At 42.8% G+C, this 17,157-nt stretch carries 17 protein-coding genes; 13 read left to right on the forward strand and 4 right to left on the reverse strand.

The features are described from left to right. Window positions 1–9: 9 nt before the first annotated feature. The 3 genes from ACXAEA_RS11470 to ACXAEA_RS11480 all read right to left on the reverse strand — a co-directional run bounded on the left by ACXAEA_RS11470 (window position 10) and on the right by ACXAEA_RS11480 (window position 2,846). Window positions 10–1,266 carry an MFS transporter gene (locus ACXAEA_RS11470; RefSeq protein ID WP_475096010.1) on the reverse strand — a complete coding sequence of 419 codons (1,257 nt, stop codon included), beginning with the start codon at window positions 1,264–1,266 and terminating at the stop codon, window positions 10–12. A 12-nt stretch (window positions 1,267–1,278) separates the two neighbouring features. Beyond that, window positions 1,279–1,881 carry a PadR family transcriptional regulator gene (locus ACXAEA_RS11475; protein ID WP_475096011.1) on the reverse strand — a complete coding sequence of 201 codons (603 nt, stop codon included), beginning with the start codon at window positions 1,879–1,881 and terminating at the stop codon, window positions 1,279–1,281. Between the two features lie 179 nt (window positions 1,882–2,060). Next, entirely contained in the window at window positions 2,061–2,846 is a 786-nt protein-coding gene (locus tag ACXAEA_RS11480) for an HAD family hydrolase (protein ID WP_475096012.1), read from the reverse strand. Window positions 2,847–2,997: 151 nt separating this feature from the next. Here ACXAEA_RS11480 and ACXAEA_RS11485 point away from each other — a divergent pair, with 151 nt between their 5' ends. The 12 genes from ACXAEA_RS11485 (at window position 2,998) to ACXAEA_RS11540 (ending at window position 14,655) form a co-directional block, all read left to right on the forward strand. After that, window positions 2,998–3,144, forward strand: coding sequence for a lmo0937 family membrane protein (locus ACXAEA_RS11485; RefSeq protein WP_475096013.1), 147 nt, complete (start codon window positions 2,998–3,000; stop codon window positions 3,142–3,144). A 153-nt stretch (window positions 3,145–3,297) separates the two neighbouring features. Then, the gene (locus ACXAEA_RS11490) at window positions 3,298–3,936 is read left to right on the forward strand and encodes an NUDIX hydrolase (RefSeq protein WP_475096014.1); all 639 of its coding nucleotides are present in this window, start codon (window positions 3,298–3,300) and stop codon (window positions 3,934–3,936) included. A 295-nt stretch (window positions 3,937–4,231) separates the two neighbouring features. Further along, on the forward strand, window positions 4,232–5,056 hold the full coding sequence (locus tag ACXAEA_RS11495; RefSeq protein ID WP_475096015.1) for a M55 family metallopeptidase: 825 nt from the start codon (window positions 4,232–4,234) through the stop codon (window positions 5,054–5,056). A 56-nt stretch (window positions 5,057–5,112) separates the two neighbouring features. Then, window positions 5,113–6,045 (forward strand): ABC transporter permease, encoded by a 933-nt coding sequence (locus ACXAEA_RS11500; RefSeq protein ID WP_475096016.1) that lies wholly within the window; start codon window positions 5,113–5,115, stop codon window positions 6,043–6,045. Continuing rightward, complete coding sequence (locus tag ACXAEA_RS11505) at window positions 6,045–6,998, forward strand: ABC transporter permease (protein ID WP_475096017.1); 954 nt, start codon at window positions 6,045–6,047, stop codon at window positions 6,996–6,998. The genes ACXAEA_RS11500 and ACXAEA_RS11505 overlap by 1 nt, the downstream gene beginning before the upstream one ends. A gap of 5 nt (window positions 6,999–7,003) precedes the next feature. After that, complete coding sequence (locus ACXAEA_RS11510) at window positions 7,004–7,999, forward strand: ABC transporter ATP-binding protein (RefSeq protein WP_475096018.1); 996 nt, start codon at window positions 7,004–7,006, stop codon at window positions 7,997–7,999. A gap of 78 nt (window positions 8,000–8,077) precedes the next feature. After that, the gene (locus ACXAEA_RS11515; RefSeq protein WP_475098122.1) at window positions 8,078–9,691 is read left to right on the forward strand and encodes a peptide ABC transporter substrate-binding protein; all 1,614 of its coding nucleotides are present in this window, start codon (window positions 8,078–8,080) and stop codon (window positions 9,689–9,691) included. A 174-nt stretch (window positions 9,692–9,865) separates the two neighbouring features. Next, window positions 9,866–10,780, forward strand: coding sequence for a S66 peptidase family protein (locus tag ACXAEA_RS11520; protein ID WP_475096019.1), 915 nt, complete (start codon window positions 9,866–9,868; stop codon window positions 10,778–10,780). 19 nt (window positions 10,781–10,799) lie between these two features. Further along, window positions 10,800–11,906, forward strand: a complete 1,107-nt coding sequence (locus ACXAEA_RS11525) for a mandelate racemase/muconate lactonizing enzyme family protein (protein WP_475096020.1) — start codon at window positions 10,800–10,802, stop codon at window positions 11,904–11,906. Further along, complete coding sequence (locus tag ACXAEA_RS11530; protein WP_475096021.1) at window positions 11,893–12,822, forward strand: C40 family peptidase; 930 nt, start codon at window positions 11,893–11,895, stop codon at window positions 12,820–12,822. The genes ACXAEA_RS11525 and ACXAEA_RS11530 overlap by 14 nt, the downstream gene beginning before the upstream one ends. A 2-nt stretch (window positions 12,823–12,824) precedes the next feature. Next, the gene (locus ACXAEA_RS11535) at window positions 12,825–13,835 is read left to right on the forward strand and encodes an ABC transporter ATP-binding protein (RefSeq protein ID WP_475096022.1); all 1,011 of its coding nucleotides are present in this window, start codon (window positions 12,825–12,827) and stop codon (window positions 13,833–13,835) included. 13 nt (window positions 13,836–13,848) lie between these two features. Then, the gene (locus ACXAEA_RS11540) at window positions 13,849–14,655 is read left to right on the forward strand and encodes a serine hydrolase (protein ID WP_475096023.1); all 807 of its coding nucleotides are present in this window, start codon (window positions 13,849–13,851) and stop codon (window positions 14,653–14,655) included. A 137-nt stretch (window positions 14,656–14,792) separates the two neighbouring features. Here ACXAEA_RS11540 and ACXAEA_RS11545 read toward each other — a convergent pair whose 3' ends face one another. After that, window positions 14,793–16,019: an MFS transporter gene (locus ACXAEA_RS11545; protein WP_475096024.1), complete on the reverse strand. Its 1,227-nt coding sequence runs from the start codon at window positions 16,017–16,019 to the stop codon at window positions 14,793–14,795. Window positions 16,020–16,278: 259 nt separating this feature from the next. Between ACXAEA_RS11545 and ACXAEA_RS11550 the strand changes: the two genes are divergently transcribed. Further along, entirely contained in the window at window positions 16,279–17,151 is an 873-nt protein-coding gene (locus ACXAEA_RS11550; protein WP_475096025.1) for a carbon-nitrogen hydrolase family protein, read from the forward strand. Window positions 17,152–17,157: the final 6 nt, after the last annotated feature.

A 17,157-nucleotide genomic window follows, 5' to 3' on the forward strand; every position in this document is an offset into this window, starting at 1 on the left:
CGGCTAATTTTAACTGCTAATACTGTTAAATCCTGCAGTTTTAGCAGTTTGTTTTGCACGAAAAAATAAAACGGTAGTTCCGAGGCAGAAGGTGGCTATGCCTGCACCAATTAATACTCCTGATACCCCGATCCATTGTGCCAGAAGGGCACCGGCAGCCGGAGCGACCAGCATTGAAAATGTCTGCAGTGACATGGCAGCAGCAGAAACTCTTCCCATCATTTCTTTTGGCGTTTCAGATTGAAGGACAAAGCCATACGGGACCCCTTCGGCTGTAGCGAGCAGGCCGAGAAGGAAAGCACCAGCCATCCACCCAATCTTCGGTAATTCCAAAAGGCCAATTGCACCTAACCCTACGGCTAAGATTAAAATCCCACTCAAAACTGAAGCCGCTGCCATCAATTGAATCGGTTTCAGTTTCCAGTGAGTCCATTTCCCGAGCAGCAAAGCACCGATTACACTCCCAAACCCAACAGAGCTGATCAGCCAGCCAAATTCCTCTTTTCCAAACCCCAGCTGCTGTGCTACAAAAATAAACAATCCATCGTATAGAAAGATAATGAAAAAGGCGATAGAGGAAAGGAGGATTGCAGCCTTAAGTATTTTTACCGAAAAAATATGACGAACACCTTCTGAAAAGTCCTTGGAAAATTTCCTTTCCCTGGATGGGCTTTCGGTCATTTCTGATTCTGTTTCGATCTTAGGCAAGGATAGTAAAAACAATACTGCAATCAGGAAACCTGCAGCCTCAAAAATAAAAGGGCTTTTAACACCAAAAAGGGCAATCAGTCCACCGCCCAGTGCAGGTCCGACGATTTTCATCGTATTGACTGAAAGCTGGCTTAATGTCACTGCCTCTGGAAGCTCCTCATCAGGGACTGTATGTCTGATGGAGCTTTGTCTTGCCGGATCATACAAGGCGGCAACCGTCGCCTTAAGGAATACAAAAAGCAGCAGGACATAAAGATTAGGTGAGAAATATAGGCCTGCCACAAAAAGAATCCTTAATATAAGGCAGGTAATCATCAGTACTTTTTTAGGAAGACGGTCTACAAATACACTTGCGAATGGTCCAATGAGAACCCAGGGCAGACCAAGGACTATGATAACCGATGCAATGGCTGCTTCACCGAGTCCCCAATGGTAAGCAACGATAACCTGTATGGCGACAAAATCAAGCCAGTTTCCCAGATCAGAAAACACCTGGGCACCGAAAAGTGAACGGTAAGCTCTGTTCTGTAATGGTTTAAACATTCCAGTCTTCATAATTACAGCCTCCTATAGATTTGTGCTCAATGCAGCCTTCCTGCGTTCCATCTGTTTTTCACCAAGTTTGTTCGGATCCTGGCTAACTGGCAAGTCTTGATTCTTAATCATTGAAAGGGACTCTGAAATCCATTGCAGTTCAGCTTCAATTTTAAGCTCGGCATATCTCATTGCAAGCATTCCAACGCTGTTAATATAGGAGGTGTTATTTTGCTTCCAGGACCGGATATAACTTAAAAGATCTTCCGATTCCTTTTCCCTTGCTGTTAAATGGTCAGCAAGCAGGCTTAGATCCATCTCATTATGCCAGGCGGCCATTTTCATGAATAACTCATCCTTAATTAAGGGTGGCTCGGGAGTTCGAGCCAGCCAGCTTTCCAATTCCAGCCAACCTTTTCCTGTCAACTCAAATAATTTCTTCTTGCGACCTTCAGTATCAGCTTCAATGGTGACAATAAACCCTTCATCTTCCAGCTTTTTAAGCTTGGGATAAAGGCTTCCGTAGCTAAGTCCCCAATATAATCCAGCTGCTTTGTGTTCAAACTCTGCCTTGATATCATAGCCTGAACTTGGGCGAAAGCTAATGACAGCCAGTATCGAATGTTCTATAGACATAGAAACGGCCTCCTTAATACAATATATTGGATTGATATATCACTATGATATGTCCATGAAATTTATTTGTCAAAAAAATATTAAAATCAGGCTTCACTGTCTCTTTTAGAGCAGGCTACCTGTCCAAAGAAGGAGGGTGTCTAAAAAAAAGAAACCCCAAAATGAGGTTCCTTGTTTCACTACAAAAGCCTAAGTGTCTTTAAACCATTATAGATTCCTGAATCAGTTACACTTGTCGTTCTATGTTTTGCATGCTGGAATAAATCAGGATGTGCATTACCCATTGCAAATCCTTCTCCTGCAAAAGACAGCATTTCTTTATCATTCATCCCGTCTCCGAAAGCAATTGAACTTTCCCGTTCAATTCCCAGGCGATCCAGCAGGAATTTCACACCGACTCCTTTATTGACCCTGTCCCTGATGACATCAAAGCAATGCTGCATTCCTTCAATATTTACCTGTGACAAATGAATCCCACCGCTAAAATTGTAAAGTTTAGCCCCTGGATTTCCAGCAGTAATAATCGTCATTCCTAAAATATCGTTGATGACTTCTTCGCTGAACATAGCATTCTGTCGGAGATGGAATTGCTGGAGGAAGGCTTTTACTAATATAGATTCTGGATCAGTCAGAACATTTTTAGAATCAGTATACAAGACCACTTCATGGCCATTTTGACGGGCTATCTCAAGAATGTAATTTACATCCTCCGATTTCATCGGCTCAGCGAAAATAGTCTTGCCCTCATATATTGCAAGAGCACCGTTGTATCCAATGAATGAGGAAATTTCAAGTTCCTCGGCTATTTCCGCGATTTCATGGATTGGACGACCTGTAGCCAAAACAACCTCAATATTTTTCTTCTTCATTTCGGCTACTGCTGATTTTGTCGTATCATCGATTGTATCATCAGGCTTTAGAATTGTTCCATCAATATCTAAAAACAATATTTTATAATTTGACATGTCATACTCCTGTCTTTAGGCTGGTTGATTTCTTTAGTTTTGCATATATACATTAAACTAATCAAAAAATCTGCATGAAGGCATGCTTGTTTAATAATTTTTTCAGAGGGGTAACTTAAAAATAAGAAAATAACGAAAGGAGATGTTCATTTTGTTATGGACAATAGCTGGGATATTGCTGGTTCTTTGGTTACTCGGTCTTGTTTTTGAAATAGCCGGTGGCATCATTCACATTCTCCTAGTAATCGGCTTGATTTTAATAGCATACAAAGCCATCAAGGGACGAGCAACAGGTTGATAACTCCAAAAGCAGCGGCATTCGTGCCGTTGCTTTAATTTTGTACAATATATTGATATTTTTTTAATCAGGAAGTTCATTTTCTTTATTTTCTTTTCTTTTTCGTAATACAATTAAGATACATACAGATACAGGGAGTGTGGATTTCCAATAATGAATAGTAAACAGATATCAGAAGCTTTATTGGGGCGTACACCCTCAATTCTGGGTCATGACCGATTCCTGAAATTCGCTGTTCTTCTCCCGCTTGTGGAAATCGAGAATGAGGTCCATATTTTGTTTGAGGTTCGTTCCCTCACCATGAGAAGGCAGCCTGGAGAGGTTTGCTTTCCTGGCGGTAGGATTGAACAGGGAGAGGATCCGCAAAACGCAGCGATCAGAGAAACTTCTGAAGAGCTTGGCATTGAGGAGACTGAGATAACCGATGTTTTTCCGCTCGATTATATGGTTTCAGCTTTCGGCACGATCATTTATCCGTTTGCGGGAAGAATAAAGGACCCAAAAACCATATCCCCGAATGCAGAGGAAGTTGGGGAGATATTCACTGTTCCGTTATCTTTTTTTAAGAAGAACCAGCCTGACAGCTACAAGATCAATTTTCAGGTTGAACCGGAGGACGGATTCCCATTCGATCTCATTATTGGTGGTGAAAATTACAACTGGCAGACAAGAACGATGAATGAGTACTTTTACCGCTCTAACGGAAAGGTCATCTGGGGGCTTACAGCAAGGGTACTTACTCATTTCATTGAATTGATGGATAAACATAAACTTAATGAACAGGGGCGCTGAATCTGGCGCTCATTTTTTATTAGTGATTCATCATTAAAACCATTATTTTGAAAAAACTGTAATAAACTCCCCCTAGTAAACAAGTTTCAATAGAAAATCCATTTTATTTCCACCCAACCGTGCTAATTGCACCTAAAATATTATTCTAACAATAATTTTCAGACCGTTTTAGATATCAGTGCCAAATCTACTATTTCTTTGAAGCCACAGAAATTTCTAGGAGAAAAGGTTGCGATTGGTAGATTTATTATTTATAATTTTAAGATAATTATTTATAGAAAGTTGGGGCAATAAAATGAAAATATACATATCAGTAGACATGGAAGGCATTACCGGCCTGGTTGATCATACCCATGTAGACTCGTCCAGGCATAACTATGAACGCGGACGGAAAATCATGACAGAGGAAGCCAACCATGTGATCACAAAGGCATTCGAATCAGGTTGTAATGAAGTCATTGTCAATGACAGCCATTCCAAAATGAACAACCTTTTGATTGAGGATCTCCATCCCGATACACAGCTGATCACTGGTGATGTAAAACCATATTCAATGGTGCAGGGGCTGGATGAAAGCTTTTCAGGTGCAGTGTTCGTCGGCTATCATGCAAGAGCTTCGATGAAGGGTGTAATGTCGCATTCCATGATCTTCGGAGTCCGTCACATGTATATAAATGATGTTCAAATTGGCGAACTCGGATTTAACGCGTATGTAGCAGGGTTTTATGGAGTACCAGTCATCATGGTGGCAGGGGACGATGGAGCAGCACGTGAAGCAGAGGCTTTGATTCCAAATATCACAACCGCTGTAGTAAAAGAATCGATTTCAAGATCTGCAGCAAGATCCTTAACACCTGCAAAAGCAGGCGAACTACTGGCTGAAAAAACAGAACTGGCCATCAAAAATTTGGATAAAGTGAAACCGCTTACTCCACCCGACAATCCAGTTCTTAGAATCGAATTTGCAAACTATGGACAGGCAGAGTGGGCAAATTTGATGCCCGGGACTGAGATAGAAGAAGGTACGACCATTGTCCGATACCAGGCGAAGGATATTCTCGAAGCCTATCAAGCTATGCTTGTCATGACTGAACTGGCAATGAGAACGACTTTTTGCTAATAAGTTTTATTACAACAAGAAGAATTGGCTTAAAGACATATTAAGGAAGTGAGTTAATGCTCCAATACATAATCAAAAGGCTAGGGTCGATGGCGGTGACGTTGCTCGTCATCATTACATTGACATTTTTCCTGATGCACTCGATCCCCGGTTCACCTTTTAACGAAGAGCGGGCCACAAGCGAGGCCGTACAGAAGAACCTGGAAAGCTATTACCATCTAGATGAACCGTTATACGTGCAATACTTCTTATATTTAAAGTCAGTGGCGACATTCGACTTTGGCCCTTCGATCAAAAAGTCATCACAGACAGTTAACGAAATGCTTGGAAGGGGATTCCCTGTTTCGTTTGAACTGGGTATGGTCACACTGATCGTTGCAATCTTCTCCGGTATCCTTTTGGGGATCATTGCAGCACTAAGACATAATGGACTAATTGATTATCTAGCAATGACCGTCGCAGTTGTCGGTATTTCAGTGCCAAACTTCGTCATGGCCACGCTGTTGATCCAGCAGTTAGCCGTTACCTGGGAGATCCTTCCGGTTGCGACCTGGACCAGCCCGAAGCACATGATCCTGCCAACATTGGCCCTTGCAACTGGGCCGATGGCTATTATTGCCCGTCTTACTAGATCAAGCATGTTAGAAGTTCTGACTCAGGACTATATACGGACTGCAAAAGCAAAAGGTTTATCTCCGGTGAAAATCGTATTCAAACATGCACTGAAAAATGCATTGCTTCCTGTAGTCACGATCCTTGGTTCATTGGCTGCAAGTATATTGACAGGAACTTTTGTCATTGAAAAGATTTTTGCGATTCCTGGAATGGGGAAGTACTTTGTAGAAAGCATCAACCAGCGTGATTATCCTGTCATCATGGGAACGACGATTTTCTACAGTACGGTGCTGATCATGATGTTATTCCTTGTTGATCTCGCTTACGGGATTCTCGACCCAAGGATCAAGCTTCATAAAAAGGAGGGGAAATGATGGCACTTCGCAAACATCAGGAACCACAAACACAATCTTTAATTCCAGACGACTGGTTCGCTCCTATCCAAAAAAACGAATCAGAAGCAGAAGCTGTTGTCAGACCCAGTCTGTCCTATTGGCAGGATGCATGGAGACGGCTCCTGAAAAACAAGCTTGCAATGATGGGTCTATTCTTTTTATCTTGTCTGACTTTCATGGCGATATTCGGGCCGATCATTTCACCTTACACGGTAGATCATCAGGTTTTATCCGATCAAAACCTTCCGCCGTCAGGTGAACACTGGTTTGGGACAGATGAGCTTGGAAGGGATGTATTTACAAGGACATGGTATGGTGCGCGCATCTCCTTATTTGTCGGGATTGCTGCAGCACTGATCGATTTCCTGATTGGCGTCATCTATGGCGGCATTGCTGGTTACAAAGGAGGAAGGACCGATCATTTCATGATGAGAATCATTGAGGTTCTTTACGGGCTGCCATATTTGCTGGTTGTAATTCTCATCAGTGTTGTAATGGGTCCAAGCCTTGCCACAATCATTTTCGCTCTGACGATTACAGGCTGGATCGGCATGGCAAGGATTGTTCGCGGGCAGGTACTCCAAATCAAGAATTATGAATTTGTTTTAGCATCTAAAACATTCGGAACCAAAACCGGAAGGATCATCAGGAAAAATCTGCTTCCTAATACAATGGGACCGATTATTGTCCAAATGACACTTTCCGTTCCATCGGCGATCTTTGCTGAAGCCTTCCTAAGCTTCCTTGGCCTGGGAATTCAGGCCCCGTTGGCAAGCTGGGGATCAATGGCAAGCGATGCATTGCCGGTCATTTTGTCTGGAGATTGGTGGAGGCTTTTCTTCCCAGCATTCTTCATTTCAATGACGATGTTTTCGTTTAACGTTTTAGGTGACGGGCTTCAGGATGCACTCGATCCGAAGCTAAGGAGGTAAGCATCATGGAAAAAGTACTTGAAGTAAAAGACCTTCATGTTTCATTCAAGACATATGGCGGTGAAGTAAAAGCGGTACGCGGTGTAACTTTTGATTTACATAAAGGAGAAACTCTTGCGATTGTAGGTGAATCCGGATGCGGAAAAAGCGTGACATCCCAAAGCATCATGAGATTGATTCCGGAACCGCCTGGTAAATTCGATGGAGGATCGATTCTTTTTAAAGGCAAGGACCTGACAAAGTTAAAGGATCAGGAAATGAGAAAAATTCGCGGTTCCGATATCTCCATGATCTTCCAGGATCCGATGACCGCATTGAATCCAACCCTGACGATTGGCGACCAGCTGACAGAAGGTATCCTGCAGCACATGAAGGTGTCAAAAGAACAGGCAAAAAAAGTTGCGATCGAGATGCTTGATCTGGTAGGGATCCCAAGTCCGCATGTAAGATTAAAACAATATCCGCACCAATTCAGCGGCGGGATGAGACAGAGAATTGTCATTGCGATGGCATTGGTCTGCCAGCCGGAAGTATTGATTGCAGATGAACCAACCACCGCGCTGGACGTCACGATTCAGGCTCAAATTCTTGAACTGTTCCGGGATATCCAGAAAAAAACAGGAGTTTCCATTATCCTTATCACTCATGACTTAGGGGTTGTTGCCCAGGTCGCTGACCGAATAGCGGTCATGTATGCCGGAAAGGTTGTCGAGACAGGGAACAGGAGAGAGATCTTCTACAATCCCCAGCATCCCTACACGAAGGGGCTGTTGAACTCAGTTCCACGATTGGATGTAGATGGTGCCGACCTGATTCCAATCGGCGGTACACCTCCGGACTTATTCTCACCACCGGCTGGCTGTCCTTTCACAGCTCGTTGCCCATACGCGATGGAGGTTTGTGACAGGGTATACCCTGCCCAAAGCAGGCTCTCAAAAAGTCATGGAGTCGACTGCTGGCTTCAGGACGAAAGAGCCCAAAAGCTGCTCGCAAGCAAATAGTGTTCAATCAGGCTTTGCCTTTTTGATATAAAAATCAATTCAACATAAGGGGGAAACAGAGTGAAGAAATTTTTGACAATGCTGATGGCAGCAATGCTTGTGTTCACATTGGCGGCTTGTACCGCAAATGACAACGCTGGCAAAGAAACAGACGGAAAAGACAATGGGGAAAAAGAAAAAGGCGGAGAAAAGGTTCTATACCTTAACAACGGCCAGGAGCCAACTTCTTTCGACCCGCCAATCGGTTTCGACTCTGCATCTTGGAGCGCTTTGAACAATTTGATGGAAGGTCTTACACGCCTGAATGCTGAACACCAGCCAGAAGAAGCAACAGCTGAAAAGTGGGAAGTATCTGAAGATGGCAAAACGTACACATTCCACATCCGTGAAGATGCAAAATGGTCAAATGGTGATGACTTAACGGCAAATGATTTCGTTTTCGCATGGAAGCGTCTATTGGACCCTGCCACAGGTTCTGCTGCAGCTTTCCTTGGCTATTTTATTGAAGGCGGCGAAGAATTCAACAGTGGTAAAGGTTCTGCAGATAACGTAAAAGTAAAAGCAGTCGACGACAAGACTTTCGAAGTTACTTTGACTAGCCCTCAGGCTTACTTCTTGAGTGTCATTGCCAATCCGGCATTCTTCCCAATCAATGAAAAAGTTGCAAAGGAAAATCCGGAGTGGTTCGCAGAAGCTGAATCATTCGTTGGCAATGGTCCTTTCAACCTGGCAAGCTGGGAACATGACACAAAGTTTGTCATGGAAAAGAACGATCAATATTGGGATGCTAAAAATGTAAAGCTTGATAAAGTAGAGTGGGCAATTGTTGATGACACAAACACTGAGTACCAAATGTTCCAGGCTGGCGATCTTGATGTCTCTGACGTTCCTTCCGAATTGGCTGATAAGTTGTTCAAGGATGGAAAGGTAAAAGTTGAAGACCAGGCTGGGGATTATTTCTACCGCTTCAACGTTACAAAGGAACCGTTCCAGAATGTCAATATCCGTAAAGCTTTCGCTCTTGCTGTTGACCAGCAGAAGATCGTTGACTTTGTAACAAAGAATCAGGAAAAAGCTGCATACGGATTTGTTTCTCCTGGTTTCCAGGATCCTTCTGGTAAAGACTTCCGCGAAGCAAACGGCGAATTTAACAAGACAGATGTTGAAGAAGCTAAATCATTATTGAAAAAAGGTATGGAAGAGGAAGGCTACACAAAGCTTCCTGAAATCACTTTAACGTATAGCACAGATGATACTCACAAAAAAATCGCTGAAGCATTGCAGCAAATGTTCAAGGAAAACCTTGGTGTAGAAGTCATGCTGGCGAACATGGAATGGAACGTATTCGCAGAGGAACAGAAAGCTCTAAAGCACCAGCTTTCGCGCAGTTCTTTCCTTGCTGACTACGCAGATCCAATCAACTTCCTTGAAAACTTCCAGACTGGACATTCTATGAACCGTACTGGATGGGGGAATCCAAAGTACGATGAGCTGATCAAACAAGCGAAGAACGAATCAGACGAAGCTAAGCGATTCGAATTAATGTATCAAGCTGAGAAACTTTTATTCGAAGAAGCACCAATCTTCACAGTACATTTCTACAACCAGGTATACCTGCAGAACGAAGCAGTTTCAGGAGTTGTCCGCCATCCAGTTGGATATCTTGAGCTGAAGTGGGCAGACAAGAAGTAATAATTGACCTTTATTTTCTAAGAAAGAGGTGTTCATCTTGGAACACCTCTTTTTTACTAGTACATACTCTTTAAAAATATACATAATACATATTCTTATAGTGATCTACGATCATTAACTCAATTTCAACACTTTTGAAATATTAGTAATGTCCAGAAAGGAGCCGGCTTCACCATGACAATCAAGCCTGAGAGACTGAAAAAAGGGGATACGGTTGCTGTTATTGCGCCAGCAAGTCCTCCAAATAAAGAAAATCTTAAACGCGGGCTACAATTCATTGAGGAATTAGGGCTGCAGTATAAATTAGGAAAATCATTATATGCGGAATATGGTTATCTTGCCGGCAATGATGAAGAGAGATTGACAGATTTACATGAGATGTTCCTTGATGACGAAGTAAAAGGGATTATTTGCGCTGGCGGAGGTTACGGTACGGCTCGCATTGCATCAGCAATTGACTATGAAATGATCAAGAATCATCCAAAGGTTTTCTGGGGATACAGCGATATTACTTTTCTGCACACGTCTATAAGGCAGCAGACGGGACTTGTAACCTTTCACGGTCCGATGCTTGCTTCAGATATTGGCAAAGAAGGGGCCAACCAGATTTCCAAGGACACTTTCCTTCAATTATTTTCACCTACAGACCTCAATTATTCACTTTCCCCAATAGAAGAAATGGTTCCCGGAACAGCTGAAGGGCCATTGGCAGGTGGAAACCTATCACTTCTTTCGAGCTCGATGGGGACGCAATTCGAGATCAATACAAAAGGAAAAATACTCCTGATCGAAGACATAAACGAAGAACCGCGTGCAGTTGACCGGATGCTTAACCAACTATACATGGCCGGCAAGCTGCAGGAAGCGGCCGGAATCCTTGTTGGCGATTTCAATAATTGTGTACCAGAAAGAGAGTTGTCACTAACTCTTAAAGAAGTACTGGACCACTACATCAAGCTTGCTGACAGGCCTGCTCTAAAAGGATTCAAAATGGGGCATTGCTCCCCGCATATCGCAGTGCCATTCGGAACTGAAGCAAGAATGAATACCCAGGATAAAACCCTTTTTATCGAGAGTGGAATTAAATAGAAACGAAGGAGATAGAGATATGATCATCGAAAAAGTCGAGACCTTCCGTACTGCTGTCCCTTTGACAAAGCCATTCAAAACAGCACTTCGCACAGTTACTGTGGCTGAGGCAGTTTTCGTAAAGATCACCTGTGACAATGGGATCTCAGGCTGGGGGGAAGCACCTCCCACGCTTGTCATCACCGGTGACAGCATGGCTAGCATCGAAGGAGCAATCAATGAAGTAATCACCCCGTACTTATTAAGGAAAAATCTTTTGAACTATGAAGCTATCTTCCAGGGAATTAAAAGCATCCTGGTTAACAATTCGAGCGCGAAGGCAGCTGTGGATATGGCTTTATACGACTGTATCTCCCAAAATTGCAAACTCCCGCTCTATCAGTTCCTCGGTGGCTTCAGGAACGAAATTGAAACCGATTTTACCGTCAGTGTCAACAGCCCTGAAGAGATGGGCGATGACGCTGCTGCTTATGTTAGCAGCGGTTTTAATGTCCTTAAAGTAAAGGTAGGCATCGGTGAGATATCTGCTGATATTGCAAGGATCAAGGAAATCCGCAGCCGCATTGGCAAGGATATTAAAATCCGCCTTGACGCCAATCAGGGCTGGAAACCAAAGGATGCAATCCTGGCGATCCGTAAAATGGAGGATCTTGGCCTGGATATCGAACTCGTTGAGCAGCCCGTAAAAGCGGAGGATTTGAATGGTTTAAAACAGGTTACTGATTCGGTAGAAACATTGATCATGGCTGACGAAAGTGTATTTTCTCCCAAGCAGGCTTTTGAAGTAATCAAAAGAAGAAGCGCAGACCTGATCAATATTAAACTTATGAAATCAGGCGGTATTTATCAGGCACAAATTATCAATCAAATGGCTGAAACATCCGGTATTGAGTGCATGGTCGGCAGTATGATCGAAACTCGTCTTGGCATAACCGCTGCAGCTCATTTCGCCGCAAGCAAGAAAAACATCACCCGTTTTGATTTCGATGCACCGCTGATGCTGGCGACGGAATCCATCACAGGCGGAATAAGGTATAATAGAAGGAAAATTACATTACCGGATCAGCCTGGACTCGGAATAGAAGATGTTCTTTTAGAAGGAGGAGTACCTAATGGAAAGCAATAATATCTGGTTGATCAATGTTCCTGTGGCAACTTTATGGACTTCACCTGAATCCGCAAGGGAGATCGATAAAGACGCTATATCTGGCACAATTAATTTGGACAGTTGGCTTGAAAAGCTGACATATGAGCCAAGACTCAAATTATGTGATGACAATCTTGTTCAATCCCAGATTCTATTTGGACAGGAAGTGCTCATAATCGATGAAGTGGATGACTGGGCACATGTAGTTGTTCCTGACCAGCCGTCCGGAAAAGACCAGCGTGGTTACCCTGGCTGGATTCCTAAGGCACAGCTGATCCAACAAACAGATTGGTATACAAAGCAGGGGGAAGTTGCTGTCGTAACAGCTAAAAAAACTTTGCTATTTTCTGAAAAAGAAGAGAAGCTGATGGAAATCAGCTACCAGACAATGCTTCCGGTAATTGAGGATATAGTCGACCGAATCCGCGTCAAAACACCGACAGGGATTGGAATTCTAAGAGCTGAAGATGTCGTAATCTTTCCTTCAGAAAAGGAAGTTCCTAAAAAGAATGGTGAGTCAATCGTAGCTGCAGGAGAACAATTCCTTGGCCTGCCGTATCTATGGGGAGGCATGAGCAGTTATGGCTATGACTGTTCAGGTTTTAGTTACAATATGTGCAAGGCAAGCGGCTACATCATTCCAAGGGATGCACATGAACAGGCTGCTGCGGGTGAGAAAGTTCAGCTAACGTCTATTCAGCCAGGTGATTTACTCTTCTTCGCTTATGAAGAAGGAAAAGGACGAATTCATCATGTTGGGATTTATTACGGCGACGGCAAGCTGCTCCATTCGCCAAATACAGGAAAGAATATTGAAATCATTGCACTTGAAGGGACAGTTTACGAAAAAGAACTCTGTGCAGCAAGACGCTACTGGATTGATTCGGAGGAATAACAATGGAAAAAGAAGTTTTACTGAGAGTTAATAATCTTAAAAAACATTTTTTTATGGGAAAGAATGAAATCCTTAAAGCGGTGGATGGCATTTCTTTCGATATTTTTAAAGGCGAGACATTCGGGCTTGTTGGAGAATCTGGCTGTGGAAAATCAACAGCCGGGAGGACGATGATTGGCCTTTATGACCGTACAGACGGAGAGGTCATCTTTAACGGAAAGGATGTTCACTCCTTGTCCGAAAAAGAAAGATTTCAGTTCCATAAACAGATGCAGATGATATTCCAGGATCCATATGCTTCACTAAACCCACGCTCAACAGTAAAGGATATCATTTCTGAGCCCATGGAAGTCCATGGACTGTATCCTGATAAGAAAGAACGGCTGGAACGGATTTATCAGCTTTTGGAGGATGTAGGGCTGAACCGTGACCACGCAAATCGATATCCTCATGAATTCAGTGGAGGACAGAGGCAACGGATTGGAATTGCCAGAGCACTTGCACTTGACCCTGATTTCATTATCGCTGATGAGCCGATTTCTGCTCTGGACGTATCTGTTCAGGCCCAGGTCGTAAATCTGCTTAAAAGACTGCAAGAAGAAAATGGATTGACCTATCTGTTCATTGCCCATGACCTATCTATGGTAAAACAGATCAGCAACAGGATCGGTGTCATGTATCTTGGCCATATCGTTGAACTGACAGCAAGCAACCAGTTATACAAAAAGCCCCTTCATCCATATACACAGGCTTTGCTTTCTGCAATCCCGATCCCGGACCCTGATGTAGAAGATAAAAGAGAGCGCATTATCCTGGAAGGGGAGCTGCCAAGCCCGATGGATCCGCCGAGCGGCTGTGTCTTCAGGACAAGATGCCAGCACGCAATGGAAGTTTGCGCTCAAATAAAACCGATGTGGCAGGAAATCGATAAAGACCACTTTGTCGCTTGCCATTTATATGATGACCAATTAACCAGCAAAGATAAAAACGAGATGCTTGTTAATATCAAATAAGGACTGACTAAATTTGAACATAGAAAAACTAAAAGACAGATTATCTGAAGAACTCGTCGGGTGCAGTGGCCGGGCGAGTTTGTTTTTGGAAATTGATGGACAAGTTATTGAGTTCAACAGCAGGAATGTTTACCAGTCTGCAAGTTTAATAAAACTCCCCATACTATACGAAGCTCTCAGGCTGATTGAAAAAGGAACCTTAATGCAAAGCGAATTAGTAACCATAGGGGATGATACCAGAATTGGCGACACTGGCGTGCTTCAGGTATTGTCAGGCAAAAATCACTCCATACACGACCTTCTTGCCCTTATGATTGTTGTTTCAGATAATAGTGCTACTAATCTATTGATCGACAAAATCGGAATAGAAGGAATCAATGCCAGTATTTCCAGCTTAGGTATGGAAAACACTATCTTGCAGCGCAGAATGCTGGATTTCCAGGCCAGACAATCCGGCCTTGATAATTTCACATGTGCAGCAGATATTGCAGTCTGCCTGAAGGAAGGTATCGAAGGGGGATCTTTGAATCAACATTCCAGAGAAATCTTCCACTCATTTCTCCTTCACCAGCAATTCAAAGATAAGCTGCCTGCTTATTCTATGAATGAACCACAGCTGACGATCGGCAATAAAACCGGTGAGTTGCCGGGTGTCGAGCACGATTGCGGGGTCATAAGCTTTGGCAAAAAAAGAGCATATGCTGCTGTATTGATTGACGGTCTTCAAGACACTGAAAAAGGAAAATCGACCATACGACAAATTGGTAAACATATTCACACCTTTATTACCAGCCAATCGACAGGGAACAACAATTATTGATAGAATTCGATAACACGTTGATATCATCTGCTAGCAATATGATATTTTCTTTACCGGATGCAATTTTATAGATAATTCGTGAACAAGAGGAGCTTTATCCATCTGCAAAAAAGAACGAGGCACCCCTCGTTCTTTTTTCACATTGCTTTCTCGAACAATTTAGCTCTCTCTTTGGAAAGTTTAATTCTTAAAGACCAGAGCAGGAAAATTGACCCAGCCATAATGTACATCATACCTCCGAACAAGCCTACCAATCTAGGATTGAACCATTCCAAGGCTACACCCGTCATGAACATAGAGATCCCGATAAAGGTGTTTGAAACCATAGTTGACAGGCCGAAATACATTCCATGCCATTTCGAGGGGATTGTTTCCATGGCAACCGTGTCAAGCAGCGTGTTGCCAATTCCACTGAAAACAGCTGTCATGCCAAATAATACAGCAGCTAACCAAAACATATTAATTTGGCTGATTGTTGCCAAAAACAAGCCTTCACCGATGATACAGAGGAAAGAAAATAATAAAAACCTCCTATTAATCACCTTTGTTACCAGGGGGCTAGCTATCAAACCCAAGCCAAGGGCACTGTAGAAGACACCGACCCCCAAATCGGCTTTAGCGAAAGTCTGCACTGCATATACACTTAACAGAACATTTTCAATGCCATTAATTAAGGGAATCACAAGCTCGAACAGCATTAACATCAACAAGAAGGAAGAAGCTGAAATAACAGACAATAGCTCCCTGTTCGTAACCGGATTTTGTGATTCTCTGTCCACGGATTTTTCATTTCCTTCAAGGGAAGGAATTGTAGATAGAATCCAACCAGCAGCAAGGAAGGAAGCAATATTAAGCAAAAATGCTGCTTTTGCCCCAAGGAAATAGGAAACAATACCTCCGCTTAGTGCTCCGATCACCAATACAAATCCGATTAATACCTGTTCCCATGCATTGACTTGCTTTAAGGACTTAGATGAAACGATGGCAGGAATGCTGGATTTCCGTACTGGTGAGTATATTGCTTCTCCCGATGCAAGCAGAAATGAACCGGCATAGACAATCCACATATCATCAGGGCTGTTGATTGCCAGAAAAGATAACGCAATGACCGCTCTTGAAAGGTCTGTAATAATCATAATCTTTTTTCTGCCTATTTTTCTTGCAAAGCTGCTGCTCAAAGGGCTGAAAAGTAGAAAGGGAATCATCCGAAGCGCCATAGTAATCCCAACCGAGAGTCCTGAACCAGTCATTTGCAGGATTAAAGCCAAAAGGGCAACTTGGCTGAAACGGTCACCAATTCCATTGATGATCCCTGCAAAGAACAATTTCCTATAAGACAATTCTTCCTTCATTGTTTGTAACATAGAAACCTCCACACAATAATCTAATTAGATTAAAATCTAATTAGATTATATTCTAAATAACTGATGAAAGGAACAAGAATTTTAAAGTGAGTGTCACTAAAGAGAATATAAATTATTTACTTTTGCCATCAACTAAAAAATCCACGCCTATTTTTCATAAAAATATATCTATAAAAAGTAAAATGCTTTATAATAATTTTCGTATTTCCGAAGATTTGAATTCAAGATGACATTTTTATAGATACAGGGGGAATGATGGATGAAAATGAGAGTATCAGCAGTCCAATACCACCTTCACACGATTAGGTCGTTTGAAGAGTTTGCTCAGCAGTGTGAGCATTATGTAAAAACTGCTCAGGAATATGGATCGGAATTTGTGTTGTTTCCTGAGTTTTTCACAACTCAATTGCTTTCAATAGGCAGCGAGCAGGGTACGAGGCTTTCCATTAATGAACTCCCTGGTTTTACAGAACAGTACTTAAATCTGTTCCAGAATTTCGCACTGGAAACAGGCATGCATATCATTGGCGGAACTCATGTCATTTCAAGAGAAGGCAAACTATATAATGTAGCACACATGTTTTATCCAGACGGAAGGATTGTCGAACAGGCAAAACTTCATATCACCCCAACTGAAGTAAATGAATGGAATATGAGTGCTGGTGAGGATTTCAGGGTATTTGATACAGAAAAGGGCACGATCGCTCTTTTGACTTGCTATGATATTGAGTTTCCCGAAATAGTCAGAATGGCAAAAGCAAAAGGGGCAGATGTCATTTTTGTCCCATCGTGCACTGATGACCGCCATGGTTTCCATCGCGTTCGATACACAAGCCATGCACGCGCAATCGAGAACCAGGTATATGTAGTTTTGACAGGTACAGTTGGTGCTCTGCCTACAGTCGATTTCATGCGGGCAAACTTCGGCCAGGCTGCAGTCATAACTCCTAATGATATCCCATTCCCTCCTAGAGGCCTTCAGGTAGAAGGGGAACTCAATGACGACATGGTCGTGACAGCAGACCTCGACCTTGAGCTATTATACGAAGTGAGAGAGCGTGGTTCAGTCACTACATGGCGCGACCGACGTACGGACCTTTATCCAGACTGGGAAGAAACTGAAAAAATCTAACTCGAA

Source organism: Mesobacillus sp. ABV4_180, from assembly GCF_056158485.1.

Excerpts from the sequence above, each read along its gene's own strand:
- ACXAEA_RS11470 (WP_475096010.1), bottom strand. The coding sequence starts at position 1,266 with ATGAAGACTGGAATGTTTAAACCATTACAGAACAGAGCTTACCGTTCA.
- ACXAEA_RS11475 (WP_475096011.1), bottom strand. The coding sequence starts at position 1,881 with ATGTCTATAGAACATTCGATACTGGCTGTCATTAGCTTTCGCCCAAGT.
- ACXAEA_RS11480 (WP_475096012.1), bottom strand. The coding sequence starts at position 2,846 with ATGTCAAATTATAAAATATTGTTTTTAGATATTGATGGAACAATTCTA.
- ACXAEA_RS11490 (WP_475096014.1), top strand. The coding sequence starts at position 3,298 with ATGAATAGTAAACAGATATCAGAAGCTTTATTGGGGCGTACACCCTCA.
- ACXAEA_RS11495 (WP_475096015.1), top strand. The coding sequence starts at position 4,232 with ATGAAAATATACATATCAGTAGACATGGAAGGCATTACCGGCCTGGTT.
- ACXAEA_RS11500 (WP_475096016.1), top strand. The coding sequence starts at position 5,113 with ATGCTCCAATACATAATCAAAAGGCTAGGGTCGATGGCGGTGACGTTG.
- ACXAEA_RS11505 (WP_475096017.1), top strand. The coding sequence starts at position 6,045 with ATGGCACTTCGCAAACATCAGGAACCACAAACACAATCTTTAATTCCA.
- ACXAEA_RS11510 (WP_475096018.1), top strand. The coding sequence starts at position 7,004 with ATGGAAAAAGTACTTGAAGTAAAAGACCTTCATGTTTCATTCAAGACA.
- ACXAEA_RS11515 (WP_475098122.1), top strand. The coding sequence starts at position 8,078 with ATGCTGATGGCAGCAATGCTTGTGTTCACATTGGCGGCTTGTACCGCA.
- ACXAEA_RS11520 (WP_475096019.1), top strand. The coding sequence starts at position 9,866 with ATGACAATCAAGCCTGAGAGACTGAAAAAAGGGGATACGGTTGCTGTT.
- ACXAEA_RS11525 (WP_475096020.1), top strand. The coding sequence starts at position 10,800 with ATGATCATCGAAAAAGTCGAGACCTTCCGTACTGCTGTCCCTTTGACA.
- ACXAEA_RS11530 (WP_475096021.1), top strand. The coding sequence starts at position 11,893 with ATGGAAAGCAATAATATCTGGTTGATCAATGTTCCTGTGGCAACTTTA.
- ACXAEA_RS11535 (WP_475096022.1), top strand. The coding sequence starts at position 12,825 with ATGGAAAAAGAAGTTTTACTGAGAGTTAATAATCTTAAAAAACATTTT.
- ACXAEA_RS11545 (WP_475096024.1), bottom strand. The coding sequence starts at position 16,019 with ATGTTACAAACAATGAAGGAAGAATTGTCTTATAGGAAATTGTTCTTT.
- ACXAEA_RS11550 (WP_475096025.1), top strand. The coding sequence starts at position 16,279 with ATGAAAATGAGAGTATCAGCAGTCCAATACCACCTTCACACGATTAGG.